At 68.5% G+C, this 20107-nt stretch carries 19 protein-coding genes; 9 read left to right on the forward strand and 10 right to left on the reverse strand.

Translation table 11 applies throughout. From position 1 onward, the window contains the following. The 5 genes from ptsP to ftsH form a co-directional block, all read left to right on the forward strand. On the forward strand, window positions 1-1928 hold a 1928-nt coding region (gene ptsP, locus QZ847_RS04495; RefSeq protein WP_294353478.1), incomplete at its 5' end, for a phosphoenolpyruvate--protein phosphotransferase. Between the two features lie 119 nt (window positions 1929-2047). Further along, on the forward strand, window positions 2048-3028 hold the full coding sequence (locus QZ847_RS04500) for a helix-turn-helix domain-containing protein (protein WP_294353481.1): 981 nt from the start codon (window positions 2048-2050) through the stop codon (window positions 3026-3028). 71 nt (window positions 3029-3099) lie between these two features. After that, on the forward strand, window positions 3100-4071 hold the full coding sequence (locus QZ847_RS04505; protein ID WP_294353484.1) for a hypothetical protein: 972 nt from the start codon (window positions 3100-3102) through the stop codon (window positions 4069-4071). Beyond that, window positions 4049-5059 (forward strand): tRNA lysidine(34) synthetase TilS, encoded by a 1011-nt coding sequence (gene tilS / locus QZ847_RS04510; protein WP_294353487.1) that lies wholly within the window; start codon window positions 4049-4051, stop codon window positions 5057-5059. The genes QZ847_RS04505 and tilS overlap by 23 nt, the downstream gene beginning before the upstream one ends. A 64-nt stretch (window positions 5060-5123) precedes the next feature. Then, window positions 5124-7103, forward strand: a complete 1980-nt coding sequence (gene ftsH / locus QZ847_RS04515) for an ATP-dependent zinc metalloprotease FtsH (RefSeq protein WP_294353489.1) — start codon at window positions 5124-5126, stop codon at window positions 7101-7103. A gap of 452 nt (window positions 7104-7555) precedes the next feature. Here ftsH and QZ847_RS04520 read toward each other — a convergent pair whose 3' ends face one another. The 7 genes from QZ847_RS04520 to QZ847_RS04550 form a co-directional block, all read right to left on the reverse strand. Continuing rightward, the gene (locus QZ847_RS04520; protein ID WP_294189733.1) at window positions 7556-7867 is read right to left on the reverse strand and encodes a hypothetical protein; all 312 of its coding nucleotides are present in this window, start codon (window positions 7865-7867) and stop codon (window positions 7556-7558) included. A 77-nt stretch (window positions 7868-7944) separates the two neighbouring features. Next, entirely contained in the window at window positions 7945-9030 is a 1086-nt protein-coding gene (locus QZ847_RS04525; RefSeq protein ID WP_294353493.1) for a DUF3667 domain-containing protein, read from the reverse strand. Window positions 9031-9100: 70 nt separating this feature from the next. Continuing rightward, window positions 9101-10339 (reverse strand): cytochrome P450, encoded by a 1239-nt coding sequence (locus tag QZ847_RS04530; protein ID WP_294353496.1) that lies wholly within the window; start codon window positions 10337-10339, stop codon window positions 9101-9103. 63 nt (window positions 10340-10402) lie between these two features. Beyond that, entirely contained in the window at window positions 10403-11620 is a 1218-nt protein-coding gene (locus tag QZ847_RS04535) for an ABC transporter permease (protein ID WP_294353499.1), read from the reverse strand. Further along, window positions 11617-12534 carry an ATP-binding cassette domain-containing protein gene (locus QZ847_RS04540; RefSeq protein WP_294353502.1) on the reverse strand — a complete coding sequence of 306 codons (918 nt, stop codon included), beginning with the start codon at window positions 12532-12534 and terminating at the stop codon, window positions 11617-11619. The genes QZ847_RS04535 and QZ847_RS04540 overlap by 4 nt, the downstream gene beginning before the upstream one ends. Before the next feature lie 58 nt (window positions 12535-12592). Continuing rightward, the gene (locus tag QZ847_RS04545) at window positions 12593-12949 is read right to left on the reverse strand and encodes a hypothetical protein (protein ID WP_294353505.1); all 357 of its coding nucleotides are present in this window, start codon (window positions 12947-12949) and stop codon (window positions 12593-12595) included. Then, complete coding sequence (locus tag QZ847_RS04550; RefSeq protein ID WP_294353596.1) at window positions 12946-13614, reverse strand: EI24 domain-containing protein; 669 nt, start codon at window positions 13612-13614, stop codon at window positions 12946-12948. The genes QZ847_RS04545 and QZ847_RS04550 overlap by 4 nt, the downstream gene beginning before the upstream one ends. A 119-nt stretch (window positions 13615-13733) precedes the next feature. Here QZ847_RS04550 and QZ847_RS04555 point away from each other — a divergent pair, with 119 nt between their 5' ends. The 4 genes from QZ847_RS04555 to QZ847_RS04570 are packed head-to-tail and all read left to right on the forward strand — an operon-like array spanning window position 13734 to window position 18040. Beyond that, complete coding sequence (locus QZ847_RS04555) at window positions 13734-14729, forward strand: adenosine kinase (protein ID WP_294353508.1); 996 nt, start codon at window positions 13734-13736, stop codon at window positions 14727-14729. A gap of 13 nt (window positions 14730-14742) precedes the next feature. Then, window positions 14743-17169 carry an ATP-dependent helicase HrpB gene (gene hrpB / locus QZ847_RS04560; RefSeq protein ID WP_294353512.1) on the forward strand — a complete coding sequence of 809 codons (2427 nt, stop codon included), beginning with the start codon at window positions 14743-14745 and terminating at the stop codon, window positions 17167-17169. A 41-nt stretch (window positions 17170-17210) separates the two neighbouring features. Further along, window positions 17211-17492, forward strand: a complete 282-nt coding sequence (locus tag QZ847_RS04565) for an ETC complex I subunit (protein ID WP_294353514.1) — start codon at window positions 17211-17213, stop codon at window positions 17490-17492. After that, window positions 17489-18040, forward strand: a complete 552-nt coding sequence (locus QZ847_RS04570; RefSeq protein ID WP_294353516.1) for a hypothetical protein — start codon at window positions 17489-17491, stop codon at window positions 18038-18040. The genes QZ847_RS04565 and QZ847_RS04570 overlap by 4 nt, the downstream gene beginning before the upstream one ends. Window positions 18041-18049: 9 nt before the next feature. Here QZ847_RS04570 and QZ847_RS04575 read toward each other — a convergent pair whose 3' ends face one another. From QZ847_RS04575 to QZ847_RS04585, 3 genes are read right to left on the reverse strand one after another with little or no spacing between them, the layout of a single operon-like run. Continuing rightward, the gene (locus QZ847_RS04575; protein WP_294353519.1) at window positions 18050-18580 is read right to left on the reverse strand and encodes an NUDIX hydrolase; all 531 of its coding nucleotides are present in this window, start codon (window positions 18578-18580) and stop codon (window positions 18050-18052) included. Then, complete coding sequence (locus QZ847_RS04580) at window positions 18577-19239, reverse strand: hypothetical protein (protein ID WP_294353521.1); 663 nt, start codon at window positions 19237-19239, stop codon at window positions 18577-18579. Before QZ847_RS04580 ends, QZ847_RS04575 begins: the two co-directional genes overlap by 4 nt. Beyond that, window positions 19239-20099: a TPM domain-containing protein gene (locus QZ847_RS04585; RefSeq protein ID WP_294353526.1), complete on the reverse strand. Its 861-nt coding sequence runs from the start codon at window positions 20097-20099 to the stop codon at window positions 19239-19241. The genes QZ847_RS04580 and QZ847_RS04585 overlap by 1 nt, the downstream gene beginning before the upstream one ends. Window positions 20100-20107 lie beyond the last annotated feature (8 nt).

Here is a 20107-nt window from a genome sequence, read left to right on the forward strand (position 1 = left end):
GCTTCGCGGGTGTGCCGATCGTCAGGCGCGAGCGTTCGGTGGGCGTGCTGGCGGTGCAGCACGCCGATCCGCGCCGTTATGCCGATATTGAGATCGAGGCGTTGCAGACGGTGGCGATGGTCTTGTCCGAGCTGATCGCCAATGCCGGGCTGATCGATCAGGGCGGGCCGAAGGACCGGGTGCAGTCGACCGCGACCGTGCGCATGGCCGGACAGAAGCTGGTCGACGGCATGGCGGCGGGATATGCCATTTTCCACCAGCCGCGCGTCACGATCGAGCACACGGTCGCGGAGGATACCGAGGCCGAGCGCCACCGCGTTTACGCCGCGTTCGACAAGATGCGCGAGCAGATCGACCGCATCGCGCGCGAGGCCGAGTTCGGCGTCGGCGATGAGCATCAGGAGGTGATCGCCACCTACAAGATGTTCGCCTACGACGAGGGCTGGGCAAGGCGGATCAACGAAGCGATCGATTCAGGGCTGACCGCCGAGGCCGCAATCGAGCGGGTGCAGCAGCGCACGCGCCAGCGGATGCGGCAGATCGACGATCCTTTGCTCGCCGACCGGATGCACGATCTGGAGGACCTGTCCAACCGGTTGCTGCGGATCGTGTCGGGGCAGATGGGGACCGCGGCGCAACTGGGACTGAGGCAGGACACGATCCTGATAGCGCGCAATCTTGGTCCGGCGGAGTTGCTGGAATATGACCGTCGGCGATTGAAGGGCGTGATCCTGGAGGAAGGATCGCTGACCGCGCACGTCACGATCGTGGCGCGCGCGATGGGCGTGCCGGTGCTGGGCCGCGTGCGCGACGTGCGGCGGATGATCGCGGAAGGCGACCTGCTGCTGCTCGACGTGACCGAAGGCTCGGTATTGGTGCGACCGACGCTGCCGATGGAGGAAGCGTTCGACGCCAAGCTGGTGCTGCGGCAGAAGCGCAAGGCCGCCTATGCTGCGCTGCGCGATCTGGCGCCGCAGACGCGCGACGGACAGCGTATCACCGTGATGGTCAATGCGGGGCTGCGCGACGATGTGGCCGCGCTCGATGTGACGGGTGCCGACGGGATCGGGCTATTTCGTACCGAATTCCAGTTTCTCGTCTCCGCCACGCTGCCGCAGCGCGAGCGTCAGCAGCGGCTGTACCGCGAGGTGCTCGACGCCGCGGGCGACCGGCCGGTGGTGTTCCGCACGGTCGACATCGGCGGGGACAAGGCGCTGCCGTACCTCGTGTCCGATGCGCCGGACGAGGAGAATCCGGCTATGGGGTGGCGCGCGCTCCGCCTCGCGCTGGAACGCGACGGGTTGATGAAGGCGCAGGCGCGCGCGCTACTGGAAGCAGCGGCTGGCCGGACGCTCAACGTCATGTTCCCGATGGTGAGCGAGGCATGGGAGTTCGACGAGGCCAAGGCCTTGTTCGAGGCGCAGCGCGACTGGATCGCCTCGCGCGGGCGGCGATTGCCGAATGAGATACGCTATGGCGCGATGCTGGAGGTGCCGAGCCTTGCCTATCAGCTCGACCTGCTGCTGCCACGCGTGCAGTTCCTGTCGATCGGCACCAACGACCTGACGCAGTTCCTGTTCGCCGCCGATCGTGCCAACCCGAAGCTGGCCGAACGCTACGACTGGCTGTCGACCTCGATCCTGCGGTTCGTGAAATTGGTGTCTGATCAGGCGCATGCGGCGGGCGTACCGGTCGCGGTGTGCGGCGAGATGGGCGGGCGTCCGCTGGAGGCGATGGCGCTGATCGGGCTGGGTATCGAGCGGCTGTCGATCACCCCGGCGGCGGTCGGGCCGATCAAAGCGATGATCCGCTCGATCGACCGCGCTAAGCTTGCCGAGCGGATGGCGACGTTGCTGGCGCAGCCCCCGCGCGACTTCCGCGGCGCACTTTCGACGTGGGCGACGGGCGAAGGCGTCGAATTGGCGTGATCCTGCGATCGCTTACGCGCGGGTCCGGTTGACACTCACCGGCCCGTTTGAAACACGCAGGTTCGGGTTGCAGCCAATCGGGGCCCAGATCGGGGAAAGGCTGCGCGCTGGAGAACAAGATGAGCGACGGCGACTTGGGCGAGATGGCGGGCGCGAAACCGGCGACGGTCGGTCAGCGGCTGCGCGCCGCGCGCGAGGCACAGGGACTGTCGCTGCCCGAGGTCGCGACGCGCACGCGGGTGACGCAGCGGTTCCTGGAAGCGATCGAGAACGGCCGGCCGCAGGACCTGCCGTCATCGACCTACGCGGTCGGCTTCGCCAAGGCGTACGCACGGGCGGTCGGGATGGACCAGGTCGTGATCGGCCGCGAGATCCGCGACGAGATGAACGCGCCCGGCGCGGTGCAGCGGCAGCATCATCACGTGCAGGAGATCGCCGACCCCGCGCGCGGGCCGTCGCGCACCGTGGTGATCGTCGCGCTGGGCTTGGCGCTCGCGGTGCTGATCCTGGCGCTTTTGTGGTTCGCGACCGGCGTGTTTCGAGGCGGCGATAGCGGGTCGGAGGCGATCGGGAACGCGCGGGTGACCGCCGCGGTGCCCGCGCCCACGGTGGTGCCAACGACGGCCGCGAACGGTCCGGTGGTGCTGACCGCCGCCGATTCCGTGTGGCTGCGCGTCTACGATGCCGCCGACAAGACGCTGTACATCGGCACGATGAAGCCGGGCGAGCGGTTCGAGGTGCCCGCGAACGCGAACGATCCCAAGATCAACGTCGGCCGCCCCGACAAGCTGCGGATCACCGTCGGCGACCGCGTCATCGCGCCGCTGGGTGACGGCAGCCGGCCGCTGAAGGACATCCGCATCAGCGCGAGCGCGCTGGCCGATCGTGCGACGGGCACGGCGCCCGCGCCGACACCGAGCGCGAGCGCATCGACGCCGGTCGTGTCGCGCGCGGTGCCGGCGCGTGTCACCGGTCAGCGCCGCAGCAACGCGTTGCCGCCGGCGTTCGCGTCGCCGGCGGCGGACGACGCCGCGGGTGCCAACCGTGCCGCCGCTCAGGGTACTACGCCGGCCGCGACAGCCACGCCGGCCGCGCAATAGGCTGCTTCAGCGTAAGGACAGGTGCGTTGAGCGAGTTGGGGCGCATGATGATCGAGGGTCGGGGGCGACGCATGAACAGATTGTGGTTGGGTACGGGTTGTGCGCTCGGCGCGATGATGCTGGCGGCGGGCGTCGCGCCCGCGACCGCGCAGTCGAACGTCGAGGGACGCGTCGGGCGACTGGAAAGCGAGATGCGCGCGGTGCAGCGCAAGGTGTTCCCGAACGGCACTGCCGCGATGGTCGAGCCACAGATCTCGCCCGAGACGAGCGTGGCGGTGCCCGCGGGAACCCCGGCGACCAGTCCGGTCACCGACCTCAGCAACCGCGTCGTCGCGCTCGAGCAGCAGATCGCGACGATGACCGGGCAGATCGAGCAGACGCAATATCGCCTGCGCCAGATCGAGGACCAGTTCGCCGCCTACAAGAAGGCGACCGACGCGAAGCTCGCCGGGCAAGCCGCCGGCGCGCCGCGCGACGTCGATGCGGCGGGGGTGACGGTGCCATCCGCACCACGCGCGGCGGCAGCAGAGGCGGCGAGCGGCAAGCCGGTCGCGCGCGGCGGCGGTGTGCTGACCCCGCCGGATGACGCTGCCCCGGCGCGGGGTTCGACTGCGTCGGGCAGTGTCGCGGGTATTGAGAAGCCGAGCACGGGTGACGCGGGCGAGGACGCCTATGTCTACGGCTATCGCCTGTTCGCCGCGAAGAAATATGCGGAGGCAGAGGCGCAGTTGAAGCAGGTGGTCGCGACCTATCCGAAGCATCGCCGTGCCAGCTACGCGCAGAATCTGCTCGGCCGCAGCTACCTGGATGAGGGCAAACCGAGCCTCGCCTCGATCGCCTTCTATGACAATTACAAGAAGTTCCCCGAAGGTGAGCGCGCGCCGGAGAGCCTGTATTATCTCGGCCAGTCGCTAACCAAACTCAACAAGCCGGCGGATGCGTGCAAGGTCTACGGTGAGCTGACCGACGTCTACGGCGACAAGATCTCGGCCAGCATGAAGGCCGATATCGCGAAGGCGCGTGTCACCGCCAAGTGCAAGTAACCTTGCGCTGATCCGGTCTGGCGCGATTGATCCCGCGGCGGTGGCGCGCTTCGCGGACGATCTCGGGCGGACGTTCACGCCGGACGCGCCGCTGCTGGTCGCGGTGTCGGGTGGACCCGACAGCGTCGCGCTGCTGCTGCTGGCCCACCACGTGCTCGGTAACGGCTGCGTCGCGGCGACGGTCGATCATGGTCTGCGCAAAGAGGCGGCAGACGAGGCGAGATGGGTCGCCGATCTATGCGCGGGCATCGGCGTGCCGCATACGGTATTGACGGGCGCGTTACCGACGCGCGCGGCTGGCACGCGCAACCTGTCGGCACGCGCGCGGGCGCTGCGCTACGCGTTGCTGCGCGCACACGCGGGTGAGGTCGGGGCAGCGGCGATCGCGACCGCGCACCACGCCGACGATCAGGTCGAGACGATCGCCATGCGACTGAACCGCGGCGCCGGGCTGTCGGGACTTGCCGGGGTGCGGGCGGGGAACGGCGACGTGATCCGGCCGCTGCTCGGTTGGCGGCGTGATGAGCTGGCAGCGATCGTGGCGGCGTGCGGCATCACGCCGGTCGATGATCCGAGCAACCGCGATGCGCGCTTCGCCCGGGCCCGGGTGCGCGCGGCATTGGAAGGCGCGGGCTGGATCGACGCAGCGGCATGGTCGAGGAGCGCGTCGGCGTTGGCCGACGCGGACGAAGCGCTGGCGTGGGTAACGCAGCGCTTGTGGGACGAGCGATGCTCAGAGGCGGACGGCGGGATCGTCATGGCCGCGGCGGACCTGCCGTTCGATCTGCGCCGCCGACTCGTCGCGCGTTGTGTGCTGACGGTCGATCCGGCCGGTGATCCGCGCGGGTCCGCGATTGCGCGAGGCGTTGCCGCGCTGGACCGCGGCGCCACGGTGACGCTGGGCGAGGTGCTGTGCCGGCCGTCGCGCGACGCGCGCGACGAACCGGTCTGGCGCTTCGTCCGGGCGCGGTCGCGTCGATCATCGTGAACGGTCTTGTTCCATTGCCATTAACCCCGGCGCGCCTACATATTCGCGGACGAAAGGCTCCCGAATGAACGACAACGACAAGCAGTCTGGCAACGGTGACGGCGGCGGCAATCCCGGTGGCCCGAACCCGTGGATGAAAAGCCTGCTGATCTGGGTAGGCATCCTGTTGGCGCTCGCGGTCGTCGTGACGATGTTCGACGGGCGCACCGGCGGCGCGCAGGGCAACACGGTTGCCTACTCGACCTTCCTCGACAAGGTTGATGAGGGCACGGTGAAGACCGTCAATGTGTCGCGCGACATGATCACCGGCACGTTCTCATCCGGCGACAAGTTCCGCACCTATCCGGTGCAGGACAGCGGGCTGATCGAACGGCTGCGCAAGGCGGGTGTCGAGGTTGCGGGCAAGCCCGAAGAGGGTCCGTCGATCTGGATGGTCCTGCTCTACCAGTCGCTGCCGTTCCTGCTGTTCCTTGGCATCGCTTTCTTTGTCGTGCGGCAGATGCAGAAGGGTGGCGGCGCGGGCGGCGCGATGGGCTTCGGCAAGAGCCGCGCCAAGATGCTGACCGAGAAGCACGGCAAGGTGACGTTCGACGACGTCGCCGGCATCGACGAGGCACGCGCCGAGCTGACCGAGATCGTCGAGTTTCTGAAGGACCCGACCAAGTTCGCGCGACTGGGTGGCAAAATCCCGAAGGGCGCGCTGCTGGTCGGCTCGCCGGGTACGGGCAAGACGCTGCTCGCGCGCGCGATCGCGGGTGAGGCGGGCGTGCCGTTCTTCACCATATCGGGTTCGGACTTCGTCGAGATGTTCGTCGGAGTCGGCGCCAGCCGCGTGCGCGACATGTTCGAGCAGGCGAAGAAGTCGGCGCCGTGCATCGTCTTCATCGACGAGATCGACGCGGTCGGTCGTCACCGTGGCGCGGGCCTGGGCAACGGCAACGACGAGCGCGAACAGACTCTCAACCAGCTGTTGGTCGAGATGGACGGGTTCGAGGCGAACGAGGGGATCATCATCGTCGCGGCGACCAACCGACCCGACGTGCTCGACCCTGCGCTACTGCGCCCTGGTCGCTTTGATCGCCAGGTCGTCGTGCCGCGTCCCGACATCGACGGTCGCGTCAAGATCCTGGAAGTGCACATGAAGAAGGTGCCGCTGGCGCCCGACGTTGACGCACGCGTGATCGCGCGCGGTACGCCGGGCTTCTCGGGCGCGGACCTCGCCAATCTCGTCAACGAGGCTGCGCTGATGGCGGCGCGCAAGGGCAAGCGGCTGGTTGCCTCGGCCGAGTTCGAGGAAGCCAAGGACAAGGTCATGATGGGCGCCGAGCGTCGCAGCATGGTGATGACCGACGACGAGAAGCGGATGACTGCATATCACGAGGCGGGCCACGCCGTCGTCGCGATGCACGAGCCCGCGTCCGATCCGATCCACAAGGCGACGATCATACCGCGCGGGCGCGCACTTGGCATGGTCATGCGACTGCCCGAGCGCGACAGCTACAGCTATCACCGCGACAAGATGTACGCGAACCTTGCCGTCGCGATGGGTGGCCGCGTCGCCGAGGAGATCATTTTCGGTTACGACAAGGTGTCGTCGGGCGCGTCGGGCGACATCCAGTATGCGACGGGTCTTGCGCGCGACATGGTCACCAAATGGGGCATGTCGGACAAGGTCGGTCCGGTTGAGTATGCGCAGCCCGAGGGCGAAAGCTTCCTGGGTTACTCCTCTTCGCAGCCGGTGCGCATGTCGAACGCGACCGCGCAGCTGATCGACGACGAGATCAAGGGCATCGTCGAGGGCGGTCTGTCGCGTGCGAAGCAGGTGTTAAGCGATCACATCGACCAGCTTCACTCGCTGGCAGGTGCGCTGCTGGAGTATGAGACGTTGAACGGCGAGGAGATCAAGCGATTGATCGCGGGCGACGACATCGGCCGCAGCGAGCCGGGCGCGAAGACCGTGGTGGTGCCGAGCGCGGGTACCTCGATCCCCAAGACCAAGCGGCCGAGCGGCCCGTTCGGCAGCCCGTCACCCGCGGGCGCCTGACACGCCGTCGGACGTGAAGCAGCAAAAGGCCGTGGAAGGAGCTACCTTCCGCGGCCTTTTTGCTTGAACTCATCTGTGCGCGTATACGCCGGAAGGGTCACGACAACCTGCGATGCGAGTACGCTGATCACTTTCAGCGCGACCTCACGCCGATCAAAAGCCGTTGGGAGCAGGCTGAACCTGTCATCGTCGGCGTATCGGTAAGAAATACGGCTATTTAGAAGAAGAGCCGAACGGCGCGGGATAAGTAGATCACACTAAAAGATCGTCAGACGCGTACGCCACCGCCGCTCGGCCGAAGGGCGTAAACATCACAAGTTCTAAGTAGCAGAAGCCTGATCGAGCGTCGTGCAGGTGACGATCGTGCGACAGCGGCAAGCGACCACTCCGAGGACCGCTACTGATCGGTCGCGTGGCTTCCTCCCGCCCAGATGAGCGGGAGGAGCATTACATCAGCGGCAGCGACGCTTCGCGGTGATCGTGCGGTCGATCGCGCGACCACCAAGCGCACCCGCTGCGCCACCTGCGACGGTGCCGAGCAGACCACCGCCAACGGCGTTGCCGAGTACCGCGCCACCGACGCCGCCCGCGATCAGGCCGGTCGTACCGCTCGAGTAGCGGCAGCGACGCGCGCCGCGGTAGCGACGATGCTTGTAGCTCTTGCCGTGATACTCGCGTGCTTCGGCCTTGTGCGTCGGGGCGACAACGGCGGCGGTCGGCACTGCGAGACCGGCTGCGGCCAGCGTGAGCAGGAATTTACGCATGGTACAATTCTCCCTGTGTGAACGGTGCATGGTTGGTGGTTGCCGTAACGCAAACACCTGCCACAGGTTGCGCGCGATCAGTCGGCGAGGCCGAGGTAGAGCAAACCGGTCAGGAACAAGGGCACGATCGCCCAGCAGATGAAGGTGGAGAGAACGAGCGTGCGAATCAGCGCGCCGCCGCGGCCGAGCGAATAGGCGCCTTTCAATTGCTTGTAGATGTGGACCATCGCGGCGACGAGCGCGACGATCACCACCGACGACGAGGCACCCGCCGTCAGCAGCAGCGCGGTTGCGATCGTCAGCAGCGACATGAAGGTGAGCGAATAGGTCGCGAACACCGCGTGATCGTAGAAGCCGAAGCGGCGGCTGAAGGGGAAGAGCAGCCACAGGAACGGCAGCGACAAGGGGATCAGCGCCCAGCTGTATTTATACCCACTGCTCTTCAGCTTGTAGAGCAGCAGCTTCGGGTTCTCGGTCGCATGTTGCCACTTGCCCGCCGCCCAGCTCTCGAAACCTGGGGCGGCGGCGTTGAAAGCGCTATGTTCTACAGCGCGGGGCAGCGCACGTTCGGCAGCGGTGAGGTCGTTCACCGCGGTGCGCGCGTCGTTGATGCGCTTTTCCAGTTTCACGATGCGAGCCGCGTCGGGTTTGGACGCCGCACGTTCCTCGCTCAATTCGCGGCGCAGGTCGGTGAGATCGCGCGCAATCTTGCCGCGTTCGACGGCGACGGTCGATTGCAGGGTGGCGATGCCGCCTCCACCCTTGAGGAAGTCTCCCTCGAAATGGAACATCGGCAGCTGCGCGAGGATCGCGAACAGCAGGAAGACCGAAAACAGGAACAGCGCGATCGGCGAGACGAAGCGCGCGCGTTCGCCCGCGACGTAGCGGCGCGTCAATGCACCGGGATGGAGCACCAGCATCGGCAGCGTGCGCCACGCCTTGCCCTCGAAATGGAATACGCCGTGGAGCACATCGTGGAAGAAGGCGCCGGCGGTGCGGTGGACGTGGCCGGCCTGTCCGCAGCGGTGGCAGTGGGCGTCGATCAGAGCCGTTCCGCAGTTGAGGCACAGGCCGTGTTCGAACTGACCCGCCGCCACGTGCCCGCCCGCGCGCGGCTCGACCGCGTGCGCGATCACGCCGCCGGTCACCACGTCCGCTGCCATTTCACCAACCATGTCGAAGCCCCCGCTTGTCGGTCGCGATGCTAGCCGCAAACGGCGGAGGCTCAAGCCCTCAATAACGCGAGAGTTCGACCGGCAGCGCACGGTAGCCGTGAACGAAGCAGGCAGCGACGCGTGATGGCTCGCCCACCACGTTCACGCGCATACGCCGCGCCGCCATTTCTTCCAGCAGGATCGACACCTGCAACTCTGCCAGTCGCGCGCCGACGCAGCGATGGATGCCGTGGCCGAAGGCGAGGTGACGGCGTGCATTGGCGCGGTCGACCTGGAAGTCGTCGGCATTGTCGCCGAACACGCTCTCGTCGCGGTTGGCGGAAATATACCACATCACGACCTTGTCTCCGGCCGCGATTCTTTGTCCGGCGAGTTCGGTGTCGGCGGTGGCGGTGCGTGCCATGTGCGCGAGCGGGGTCTGCCAGCGGATAATCTCGCTGGTCGCGTTGGCGATCAGGCCGGTGTCGGTCTCCAATTTTGCGCGCTGGTCGGGGAAGCGGTCGAGCGCGTAGACGAGCCCGCTCATCGTGTTGCGCGTCGTGTCGTTGCCGCCGACGATCAGCAGGATCAGGTTTCCCATGAACTCGTGCGCGTCCATGTGGCTCATTGCGTCCGAGTGGATCATCATGCTGATCAGGTCGGGGGCGGGATCGGCATTGAGCTTGGTGTTCCACAGACCCTGGAAATAGGCGCCCATTTCGTAGATCTTGCCCAGCCGCTGCTCGCGCAATGCATCGTTCTTGATGATCTCGATATCGCCCGCCCAGTCGGACCATTCGGTCAGCTTGCGCCGGTCGGCCCAGGGAAAGTCGAACAGGATCGCAAGCATCTGCGTCGTCAGCTCGATCGAGACGCGGTCGACCCAGTCGAAGGTCTCGCCATAGGGGAGTGCGTCGAGGATCTCGGCGGTGCGGCGGCGGATGTCGGCGGTCATGCGGACCATCTCGCTCGGCGTGAAGGCTGGGGCGACGGTGCGGCGCTGACCGGTGTGGACGGGACGATCGCGGCCGATGAACATCGGCATGCGTACCTCGCTGCCCTCGGGCCCGAATGGCGCGATGGTGAAACCGCCGACCTCGGACGAGTAGAGGTCGGGGAGCGACTCGACCTCGACGATCGGCTTGTAGGTGGACGCCGACCAATAGGGTCCGAACTCGGAATGCTCGACCTTGTGGACCGGCGCCTCGGCGCGCAGGCGGCGGAACGGCTCGCCCCAAGTATCGTCGCGGTAGAGTTCGGGCCGGCTGACGTCGAACGGGTCGACCGCGGGGGCAGCGTCTCGCGCAAGCGTCGCCATCTTCTCTCTCCTATTTGGTTGCGAGAAGAAACCTAACTGACATTGCTGTCAATAGTGTTGCGATCAGCCGCGCGCGAAAAGCCGTTTCCACGCCGGCTTGCTGCTGGCGGACTGGAGCACCCCGCGCCGGAACAGCCGCGCCCCGACGGTGATGAAGATCGACACCCACATGAGCTGCCACGCGAGCGCCGCTGCGTGCGGCCACAGCTCGGGCCGATTGGCGGCATGCCCCGCCATCGCGAAGGGGGATGAGAGCGGGAACAGCTCGGCCAGCGTCGCGATCCACGTGCCCGGGCGCGATGCGGCAGCGCTGGAGAGCGCGAACATGCCGACCTGTACGACGGTGATCGGCAGCGACAGCATCTGGATCTCGCGCATCGTCGATGCCTGCGCGCCGACGCCTAGGAACACCGCGCCGAGCAGCAGATAGGCGGTGGTGAAATAGGCGACGAACAGCAGCGCGAACCAGCCGAGGCCGACCGCGGGCACGAGCTGCGCTGCCTGCAAGGCGAGATCGGCGGGGAGGAACTGCCCCACCTGCGCGATGATCGTGCCCCAGAAGGCTACGAACAGCACTGCGACCCCGAACATGCCGAGCAGCTTGCCGAGAAACACCGATTCGAGCGGCACGGCGGCGGCGAGCACCTCGATCACCTTGTTGTTGCGCTCCTCCGCCATCGTGCCGACGACCTGACCCGACAGGAACAAGGTCAGGAAGAAGATGCCGAAGACGGCGAAGAAGGCGGCAGTCTTCTGCCCGCCCTGCGACGGGGTGGAGATGCTGACGCGTTCGATCTTGGGCGTCGACAACCGCGCCTCGCCGGTGGCGTGGCGGCGCAGCGCCACGTCGGCGACGGCGGCTAAGTAACGCGCGTCGCGGCGATTGCCCGCGGCGTAGAAGATCGCGGGACGGTCGAGCGGTCCCTGCATCACCGCCGACACGTCGAAGTCGCGCCGGCGCAACTGCCCGCGCGGATCGACCGGATCGGCGACGACGACGATCGCGGGAGGGCGCGCGTCGCGCGGGAAGGTCGCGCGCAACTGCTCGTCGGCCGCGCGCACCAGCCGTGCCTCGTCGAGCGGCATGACCAGCACCATGCGCTGCTTGTCGGACGACCCGTCGGCGGCGTTCGCCGCGCCGAGGCCACCGATCGCGCCAAACGAACTCATGATCAACGGCGCGAACAGGAACAGGAGGAAGATCGGCGTGAAGACGGTCGCGATGAAGTCGCGGCGCGCGATCGTCAGCGTCTGGCGGAGCTGGCGTTGGAAGCGCGTCATCGTGCGGTCTCCACGGCCTGCGCGCCGACGATGTGGACGAATGCCTCGTGCAGGCCCGGCCGCTCGATCGACAGGCCGGAGATGCCGTGGCCGGCGTCGATCAACTGCTTCAGCGTCCGCTCGATCCCGTCGGGCGGCAGCGTGAAGCGCCAGCCCTCGCCATCGCGCGTCGCATCGGCGGGAAGCGCGGCGACAATATCTGGTCCGGGGTGATTGGGCACGTAATGGACCTGCTGCGGCAGCAGCGCGCGCGCCTCCTCGACCGTTCCCTCGAAGCGGCGCTTGCCGCCCGCGATCACGGCGAGACGGTCGCACAGGCGCTGCGCGTGCGACATGATGTGGGTGGAGAACAGGATCGTCGCGCCACGGTCGCGCTCGGCGACGATCAGCCGCTCCAGCCGTTCCTGGTTGACGGGGTCGAGCCCGGAGAAGGGTTCGTCGAGCACGAGCATTTCGGGCTGGTGGACGACCGAGCCGAGCAGCTGGACGAGCTGCGCCATGCCCTTCGACAGCTTGCGGATCTTCTCATCGGCGGCGTGGCCGAGCCCGGCGGCCTCAAGCATCTCGCCGGCGCGCGCGCGTCCCAGGCGCCAGTCGAGCCCGCGCAATGCGCCCATGAAGGCGATCGCCTCGCGCGCCTTCATCGCCGGATAGAGCCCGCGCTCCTCGGGCAGGTAGCCGACCTGGTCGCTCGCATCCTGCGGCTGCGCGTGGCCGAGCAGGGTGCGGGATCCAGCGTCAGGTTCGATGATACCGAGCAGCATCCTGAGCGTCGTCGTCTTGCCCGCGCCGTTCGGGCCGAGCACGCCGTAGATCGCGCCCGTCGGCACCGCCAGATCGACGCCGTCGACGACGCGGCGCTCGCCGAAGCGCTTGACCAATCCCTCGGCGGTGACCGCCCAATCCCCTGCCACGCACTCACCCCCGTCGTTCGCCGGTGGTGGTAGCGCGCCGGTCCGCGTCCCGAAAGCGCTACTTACCGCCGTCGCGGCGGGATAGGGCAGCGATGCAGCTGGCGCGGTCGATCGGGCTACCGTCGCGCTGGCGGGCGTCGACCCAGGTGACGCGCGGATCGCCGCTGCCTTTGGGGTAGAGGTACGCGTCGAGGACGCAGATCGCGCTTTCGAACTGGAGCTTGCGCGCGGTGCCTTCGCGCACGTCGGCGTCGGGATTGCCGAACAGGCGGACGAGCCCGGCGGCATCCTGTCCCATCACCGCGAGATTGGCCTGCGACGGCGCGCTGCTGAGCGCGGGCGGCGGGGTGACGCCGGTCGGTCCGCAGGCGGCCAGCGCGGCGAAGGGAGTGAGCGGGAGCAAACGGCGGATCATGGTCGCGTCCTGTGGAACAGATGGGTCGCCATCGCCGCGCCGAGCACGGGGGCGAGCAGGTTGAACAGCGGAACCACGAACAACCCCGTGCCCGCAAGCCCCAGCAGGAAGCGTTTGGCCGCATTCGCCTTGCGCCAGTCGCGCATCGCCGCACGCGACAGATGCCTGCTCGCCACCATGTCCGACAGGTCGCGTCCGAGCAGCCACGCGTTGACCACGAAGAACGCCGCCGCGGTGCCGACACCGGTGACCAGCAGCGCAAGGTACACCGGCGTCATGAGGAGGTTGACGAGGAGGAACCGCACAGCGGAGCCCAGACCCATCTGCATCGAGCGATGAAGCGGGACTGCACGAGCGCTCGCCAATGCGGCCGGATAATGTTTGCGTTCGACCGCGGCGACGACATCGTCGGCGAAGACGCCCACCACCAGCACCGCGATCGCGCGGAACAGCAGCCACAGCGCGAGCAGCGTCGCAAGCGTCGCCGCCGCACCCGCAAGCGCATTGTGGTAGCGCCAGTCCGCCATCGCCGCGTCGAGGCTCCACCAGATCGCCGCACCGAGCGCCGCGAAGATCGCGAGCGTCAGCGCCAGCGACCTGGCAAGCACGCGCCGGATCGCAGGATCGCCGAGTTGGCCGAGCGAGAGCAGCAGCGCGTGGAACATGAGCGCGAGGATCGCGGGCCGCGGTGTATGCGTCAATGGTTGCGGCGTGCCGGCGGCTTGGCTACCGCGAGCGCCATCCGCGCCGGCCGATATGCCCGCGCCCCTGTTGGAGCACCTTCTTGACCGAACCCCGTTACGATGTGGTCGCGATCGGCAACGCCATCGTCGACGTCCTCTCGCCCGCCGACGACGGCTTCGTCGCCGAGAACGGCATGACCAAGGGCGCGATGGCGCTGATGTTCTCACCCGAGGAGGCCGACGCGCTCTACGCCAAGATGGGACCGGGGCAGGAGGTGTCGGGCGGTTCGGCCGCGAACACGATCGCGGGCATGGCGGCACTGGGCAGCGAGTGCGCCTTCATCGGGCAGGTCGCCGACGACCAATTGGGCGAGGTGTTCGCACACGACATTCATGCCGCGGGCATCCGTTTCGACGTGTCCGCGCGCGCGGGGCAGCCGACCACCGGGCGCTGCCTGATCTTCGTGACGCCCGACGGGCAGCGAACGATGAACACGTTCCTGGGCGCGTCGCACTACCTGCCGGCGGAGTCGATCGACGCCAAGCTGATCGAGGACGCGCGCTACCTCTATCTCGAAGGCTATTTGTGGGACCCGGAGGAGCCGCGCGCCGCGATGCGTGCCGCGATCGACATCGCGCGCAAGGCCGGGCGCAAGGTCGCGTTCACGCTGTCGGCGGAGTTCGTGATCGATCGCCACCGCGCCGCGTTCCAGGAACTGATCGATCAGGGGCTGATCGACGTGCTGTTCGCCAACGAGGCGGAAATCGTGTTTCTGACGCAGGCCGCGGACGTCGACTCGGCGATCGCCGCCGTGTCGGACAAGGTGCCGCTGGTCGTCGTGACGCTGAGCGAGCGCGGGGCGCTGGCACAGGCGGGCGAGGAGCGCGTGACGGTGCCGGCGCAACCGATCGACGCGGTGGTCGACACGACCGGCGCGGGCGATCTGTTCGCCGCTGGTTTCCTGCACGGTCAGGCACGGGGCAAGACGCTGGAGCAGTCACTGACGCTCGGCGCGGTGTGTGCGGCCGAGGTCATCAGCCATTTCGGCGCCCGCCCGATCGCCGACCTGAAGGAGCTGGCGCAGAAGGCGCTCTGACCGGGTTAGCCCAGTGACGGCGCTGCCGATCCACGCCGTCCTGCCCGACCTGCTTGCGGCGCTGCGTGCAGGCTCGTCGGCAGTGCTGGTGGCGCCACCGGGCGCGGGCAAGACGACCGCGGTCGCGCCCGCGCTGCTGGGCGAGGATTGGTGCACGGGCGAGGTGCTGGTCACGTCCCCGCGCCGGCTCGCCGCGCGCGCGGCGGCGGAGCGGATGGCGGCGCTGGCGGACGAGGCGGTCGGGCGCACCTTCGGCTATGCGACGCGGCTCGACAGCAAGCGGTCGGCGGCGACGCGCGTGACGGTCGTGACTGAAGGCATTCTGACCGCGCGGTTACAAGCCGACCCCGAACTGTCGGGCGTGTCGGCGATCCTCTTCGACGAGGTGCACGAACGCAGCCTCGACGGTGATTTCGGGCTGGCGCTGGCACTCGACGCACAAGCCGGGTTGCGGCCGGACCTGCGCGTAGTGGCGATGTCGGCGACGCTCGATGGCGCGCGTTTCGCGGCGCTGATGGATGGTGCGCCCATGATCGAGAGCGCGGGGCGCAGCTATCCTCTGGTGCTCCGCCACGTCGGTCGCGGGGGCGAGCAGCGGATCGAGCAGGCGATGGCCGGGGCGATCCGGCAGGCGCTGGCGGAGGAAGAGGGCGGCGTGCTCGCCTTCCTGCCTGGCGTTGCGGAGATCGAGCGCACCGCGACCGTGCTCGGCGATCTGCCGAATGTCACGCTCCACCGGCTGCACGGCAGCCTCGACCCCGCCGCGCAGCGCGCTGCCATTCGTGCGGAGCCGGATGGTGCACGCAAGCTGGTGCTCGCGACCTCGATCGCGGAGACGAGCCTGACGCTCGACGGCATCCGCGTGGTGGTGGACTCCGGGCTCGCGCGACGCCCGCGCTACGACCGTGCGGCGGGGATGACGCGGCTGGTGACCGAGCGCGAGAGCCAGGCGGCGGCGACGCAGCGCGCCGGGCGCGCGGCGCGGCAGGGGCCGGGGGCTGCGTACCGGTTGTGGGAGGAAGCGGCGACTGCGGGGATGCCGCGCTTCGACCCACCCGAGATTTTGGAGGCGGACCTTTCGGCGCTGCTGCTCGCCACCGCGATCTGGGGCGTCGCCGATCCGCGCGAGCTGCGCTGGATCGACCCGCCGCCCGAGGCTGCGATTGCCGAGGCGCGTGCGCGGCTGACGACGCTCGGCGCGCTGGGCGAGGACGGGCGCCCGACGCCGCACGGCCGGCGGATCGCGGCGATGCCGATGGCGCCGCGGCTGGCGCACATGCTGCTCTCGGCAACCGACAAGCGGCTCGCGGCCGAGATCGCGGTGCTGTTGCAGGAGCGCGGGCTTGGTGGCCCCGACGCCGATCTGGAGGTGCGGCTGCGGCGCTGGCGCGGCGAGCGCGGGCAAAAAGCGGATGGCGCGCGCAAGCTGGCGGCGAGGTGGACCGGCTCGGCCGGACGGGCAGAGGGTGAGGCGAGTATCGGCGCGACGCTGGCGCTCGGCTTTCCCGACCGCGTTTCTCGCCGCCGCGATGCGAGCGGGGAGCGCTGGGCCTCGGTCGGCGGGCGCGGGTTCCGGCTCGACTCGACCGCCTCGCTCGCGCGCGCGGAATGGCTCGCGGTGGCGGAAACGCAGGGAAGTGCGGCGGGCGCGCGCATCCTGTCGGCGGCACCGCTGACGCTCGCCGAGGTCGAGGACCTGTTCGCCGACCGGATCGAGACGGTACGCAGCGCGACCTTCGACCCCGATACTGGGGCGGTGCAGCCGGTGCGTGAGCGGCGGCTCGGGGCGATCCGGCTGTCGTCGGGGCCGGACACGCGCGCCGAGCCGTACACGATCGCCGCCGCGCTGGTCGAGGGTGTGCGCCTACACGGCGTCGCGCTGCTGCCATGGGGCGAGGGGGCGACCGCGCTTCGGCAGCGGGCAGCGTTCGCGGGGGTCGCGCTCGACGACGAGACGTTGACCGAGCGGCTGGACGAATGGTTGCCCGCGCTGGTCGAGGGGCGTCGGCGATTGGACGCGATCCCGCCGGGTGCGCTCACCGACGCGTTGCGGAACCTGATCGGCTGGGACGCGCAGCGCCAGATCGACCGGCTCGCCCCAGCCGATTTCACCACGCCGGCGGGCAGCACGCACGCGATCGATTACGCCGCCGAGGCCGGCCCAACCGTCGCGCTGCGGGTGCAGTCGCTGTTCGGGCTGGCCGAGCACCCAATCGTCGGCGAGGCCTGCGTTCCGCTGGTGCTGTCGCTCACCTCGCCCGCGGGGCGCCCGATCCAGACGACGCGCAATCTGCCGGGCTTCTGGGCGGGGTCATGGGTGGCAGTGGCGAAGGAGATGCGCGGGCGCTATCCCAAGCATCCCTGGCCCGACGATCCCGCCGCCGCGACCGCGACGCTCAGGACCAAAAAGGCGGATGCGCGGAACGCCGGCGCGCGCTAGAGCATCTGGCAACATACGAGACCGGTTCGAGAGTTTTCCTAATGGCCAACGCCCGCATCTATCAGCGCCCGAAGAACGCCATGCAGTCGGGTCGATTCGCCACGACACACTGGGTGCTGGAGTTCGAGCCCACTGAGCCCAAGCGTGCCGACCCGCTGACCGGCTGGGCCGGCAGTGGCGACGTGCGCGAACAGGTGAAGCTGAGCTTTCCGTCGTGCGACGCCGCGGTTGCCTACGCCGAGGATCAGGGGCTCGCCTATACGGTTATCCCGACACCGACCAAGAAGCTGAAGCTGCAGAGCTACGCCGACAATTTCCGGTGACGCTGTCCGCGACACCCTGGCCCAGACTGGCGCCGGGTGAGCGGATAGCGTGGCAGGGTGCACCCGCGCGCGGGTTGCGGCTGACGCGGCGGGACCTGATGCTGGTGCCGTTCAGCATGGTCTGGCTCGGCTTCGTCATCTTTTGGAACATCGGCGTGGGTCATAGCGACGGTGCACCGTTGCCGTTCAGACTGTTCGGCCTCCTCTTTCTGCTGATTGGGTTGTTTTTCTTTGTCGGACGCTTCTTCGTCGACGCCTGGCTACGCGGCCGGACGCGGTATGTCCTGACCGGGCGACGCGCGGCGATCGAGCGCGCGGGACCGTTCGGCGTGCGCACGATCGTCGACCTGCAGGCGGTCGGCGACGTACATCTGACGACCGAGCTGGGCGGTCATGGGACGATCCGCTTCGGTGCTGCTACCCCGCTGTTCGGCTTCGGCCGGTCGGGCGTCAGCTACTGGGTGCCGTCGCTGGATCCTATCCCGCAGTTCCTGCTGCTGGAGGACGCCGATCGCGTGTTCGAGATGGTGCTGGTCGCGCGCGAGTAGAGCCCGTCGCTACAGCAACGCCTCGCCGAGTAGCAGCAGCATCTTGACGTCGATCGCGACGCCGGCCGTGCGTTTTGCGGCAACGAAGGCGGGCAGGTTGGCACGCGGGACCAGGATGACCTCGATATTTTCCTGCGCGTCGCCGCCGCCGTCGCCGACCTTCTCCACGTCGTGTGCGCGCACCAGCGTGAAGCCTTCGCTGGTCATGCCGGGGGAGGCGTAGAAGAAGCCGAGTTCCTCGATGCGTCCGGCGCGGTAGCCGGTTTCTTCCTCCAGCTCGCGCGCGGCGGCGCTCGCCACGCCTTCTCCCTCCGTATCATCGCCTACTAGGCCTGCGGGTAGTTCAAGGCTGCGACGGCCGAGCGGGACGCGATATTGCTCGACCAGAATTACCTCTCCCGCGGGCGTATCGGCGTAGATGACCGCCGCCTCGATCCCGCCGCGGCGGCCGACATATTCCCACCGTCCGCGGCGCACCGCGCGGATGAAGCGGCCTTCCCACATTACCTCGACAGGCTTGTCGGCATCCTCGACGCTCATAGCTCGATCACCCGGTCGGGTAATTCGTTGGGATTGTCGTCGGTCTTGGGCAGCACCTCGGCCAGCACGACGCCGATCGCGGTGACTGCGCCCGCAAGGCCGTCGGCGGTGCGGCCGGCGCGGATCGCGGACACGAGCGTCGTCATCGCCTTGCCCCAGCGTTCGGGTGCGACGCGGGCGTGGACGGCGGCGTCGGCGACGATCTCGGCACGGTGTTCTGCAAGCGAGAGGTAGAGCAGCACGCCCTCGTGCCCTGCGGTGCGGCGCTCGGTGCCGACGCGGAATGCTTCCAGCGCGCGGCGACGAACGCGGCGTGCCTTGGTCGCTGGAGGAGTGAGCGCGAGCCGCAGCGGGCGATAGGCGAGCAGCAGCCGAACAAGAAGGAATGCGACTGCCTGCGCGATCAGCAGCGTGAACAGCATGCCGTGTATGCTCGGCTCATGCTCCCAGCCATTGTCGAACGGGGTGAGCCAGTCGGGCCTGATCGCACCGACTGCGGTCACCGCGAGGACGGCGGCGAGCGCGTAGTGGAGCGCGACGTCGTGATAGGCGTCGGACTGCTGCGCGACGATCGTCACGATCTCGCCGTCGGTGGTCGCCTCGGCTGCGGTGACCGCGGCGGCGACCGCGTCGCGCTCGCTGTCGGAAAAGGTCGCCATCACCATCCCCCGCTCGCGCCGCCGCCGCCGAACGATCCGCCGCCGCCACCGAAGCCACCACCGCCGCCGCCGAAGCCACCGAACCCACCGCCGCTGCCGCCACCGCCCCAGCCGCCGCCCATGCCCGGGCCCCAGATCACGACCGGCGGCACGAAGCCGCCGCTGCGACGACGCTGGCCACCACCGCCGCCGCCACTGCCATGATCGTCGTCGTCATCGTCGTCGAAGCGCCGGCCGCCCGCGCGGCGGAAGATCAGCGGCACGACGAAGAACAGCACCACCATGATCCAGAAGACCGCGATCAGGCCGCCGCGATTGTTGCCGCCGGCCTGCGCGCGCTTGGCGCCCGCCGCCTTGGCGCGCTGCTCCGCGGCCTCGAGCGGGAGCTTCAGCTGCTCCGCGATCGCGTTCGCGCCCGCGACGATGCCACCCGCCATGTCGCCGTCGCGAAAACGCGGCAGGATCGTCTGGTTGATGATGACGCTGGACAGCGCGTCGGTGACGATCGGCTCCAGCCCGTAGCCGACCTCGATCCTGACCTTGCGCTCCTTGGGCGCGACCAGCAGGATCACGCCGTTGTTCGCGTCCTTCTGCCCCAGACCCCAGGCACGACCAAGACGGTAGCCGTAATCCTCGATCGGGTAGCCTTGCAGGTCGGGGATCGTCGCCACCACCAGCTGTCGCGTCGAGGCTTGCTCGACGCCCGCGCTCAGCTGCGTCAGTTGCTGCACCTGCTCGGGCGAGAGCAGGTGCGCGTCATCGACGACGCGGCCAGTCAGCTTGGGGAACGTCTGCGCTGCGGCCGGCAGCGCGAACACGACCAGCAGCAGCGCGAGGATCGAGCGGATCAGCCGCGACACGGGTGTTG

This window comes from uncultured Sphingomonas sp., from assembly GCF_913778135.1.
Classification (GTDB): domain Bacteria; phylum Pseudomonadota; class Alphaproteobacteria; order Sphingomonadales; family Sphingomonadaceae; genus Sphingomonas.

Excerpts from the sequence above, each read along its gene's own strand:
- QZ847_RS04505 (WP_294353484.1), top strand. The coding sequence starts at position 3,100 with ATGAACAGATTGTGGTTGGGTACGGGTTGTGCGCTCGGCGCGATGATG.
- QZ847_RS04500 (WP_294353481.1), top strand. The coding sequence starts at position 2,048 with ATGAGCGACGGCGACTTGGGCGAGATGGCGGGCGCGAAACCGGCGACG.
- QZ847_RS04535 (WP_294353499.1), bottom strand. The coding sequence starts at position 11,620 with ATGACGCGCTTCCAACGCCAGCTCCGCCAGACGCTGACGATCGCGCGC.
- QZ847_RS04530 (WP_294353496.1), bottom strand. The coding sequence starts at position 10,339 with ATGGCGACGCTTGCGCGAGACGCTGCCCCCGCGGTCGACCCGTTCGAC.
- QZ847_RS04545 (WP_294353505.1), bottom strand. The coding sequence starts at position 12,949 with ATGATCCGCCGTTTGCTCCCGCTCACTCCCTTCGCCGCGCTGGCCGCC.
- QZ847_RS04580 (WP_294353521.1), bottom strand. The coding sequence starts at position 19,239 with ATGGCGACCTTTTCCGACAGCGAGCGCGACGCGGTCGCCGCCGCGGTC.
- QZ847_RS04565 (WP_294353514.1), top strand. The coding sequence starts at position 17,211 with ATGGCCAACGCCCGCATCTATCAGCGCCCGAAGAACGCCATGCAGTCG.
- QZ847_RS04520 (WP_294189733.1), bottom strand. The coding sequence starts at position 7,867 with ATGCGTAAATTCCTGCTCACGCTGGCCGCAGCCGGTCTCGCAGTGCCG.
- QZ847_RS04525 (WP_294353493.1), bottom strand. The coding sequence starts at position 9,030 with ATGGCAGCGGACGTGGTGACCGGCGGCGTGATCGCGCACGCGGTCGAG.
- ftsH (WP_294353489.1), top strand. The coding sequence starts at position 5,124 with ATGAACGACAACGACAAGCAGTCTGGCAACGGTGACGGCGGCGGCAAT.
- QZ847_RS04575 (WP_294353519.1), bottom strand. The coding sequence starts at position 18,580 with ATGAGCGTCGAGGATGCCGACAAGCCTGTCGAGGTAATGTGGGAAGGC.
- QZ847_RS04550 (WP_294353596.1), bottom strand. The coding sequence starts at position 13,614 with ATGTTCCACGCGCTGCTGCTCTCGCTCGGCCAACTCGGCGATCCTGCG.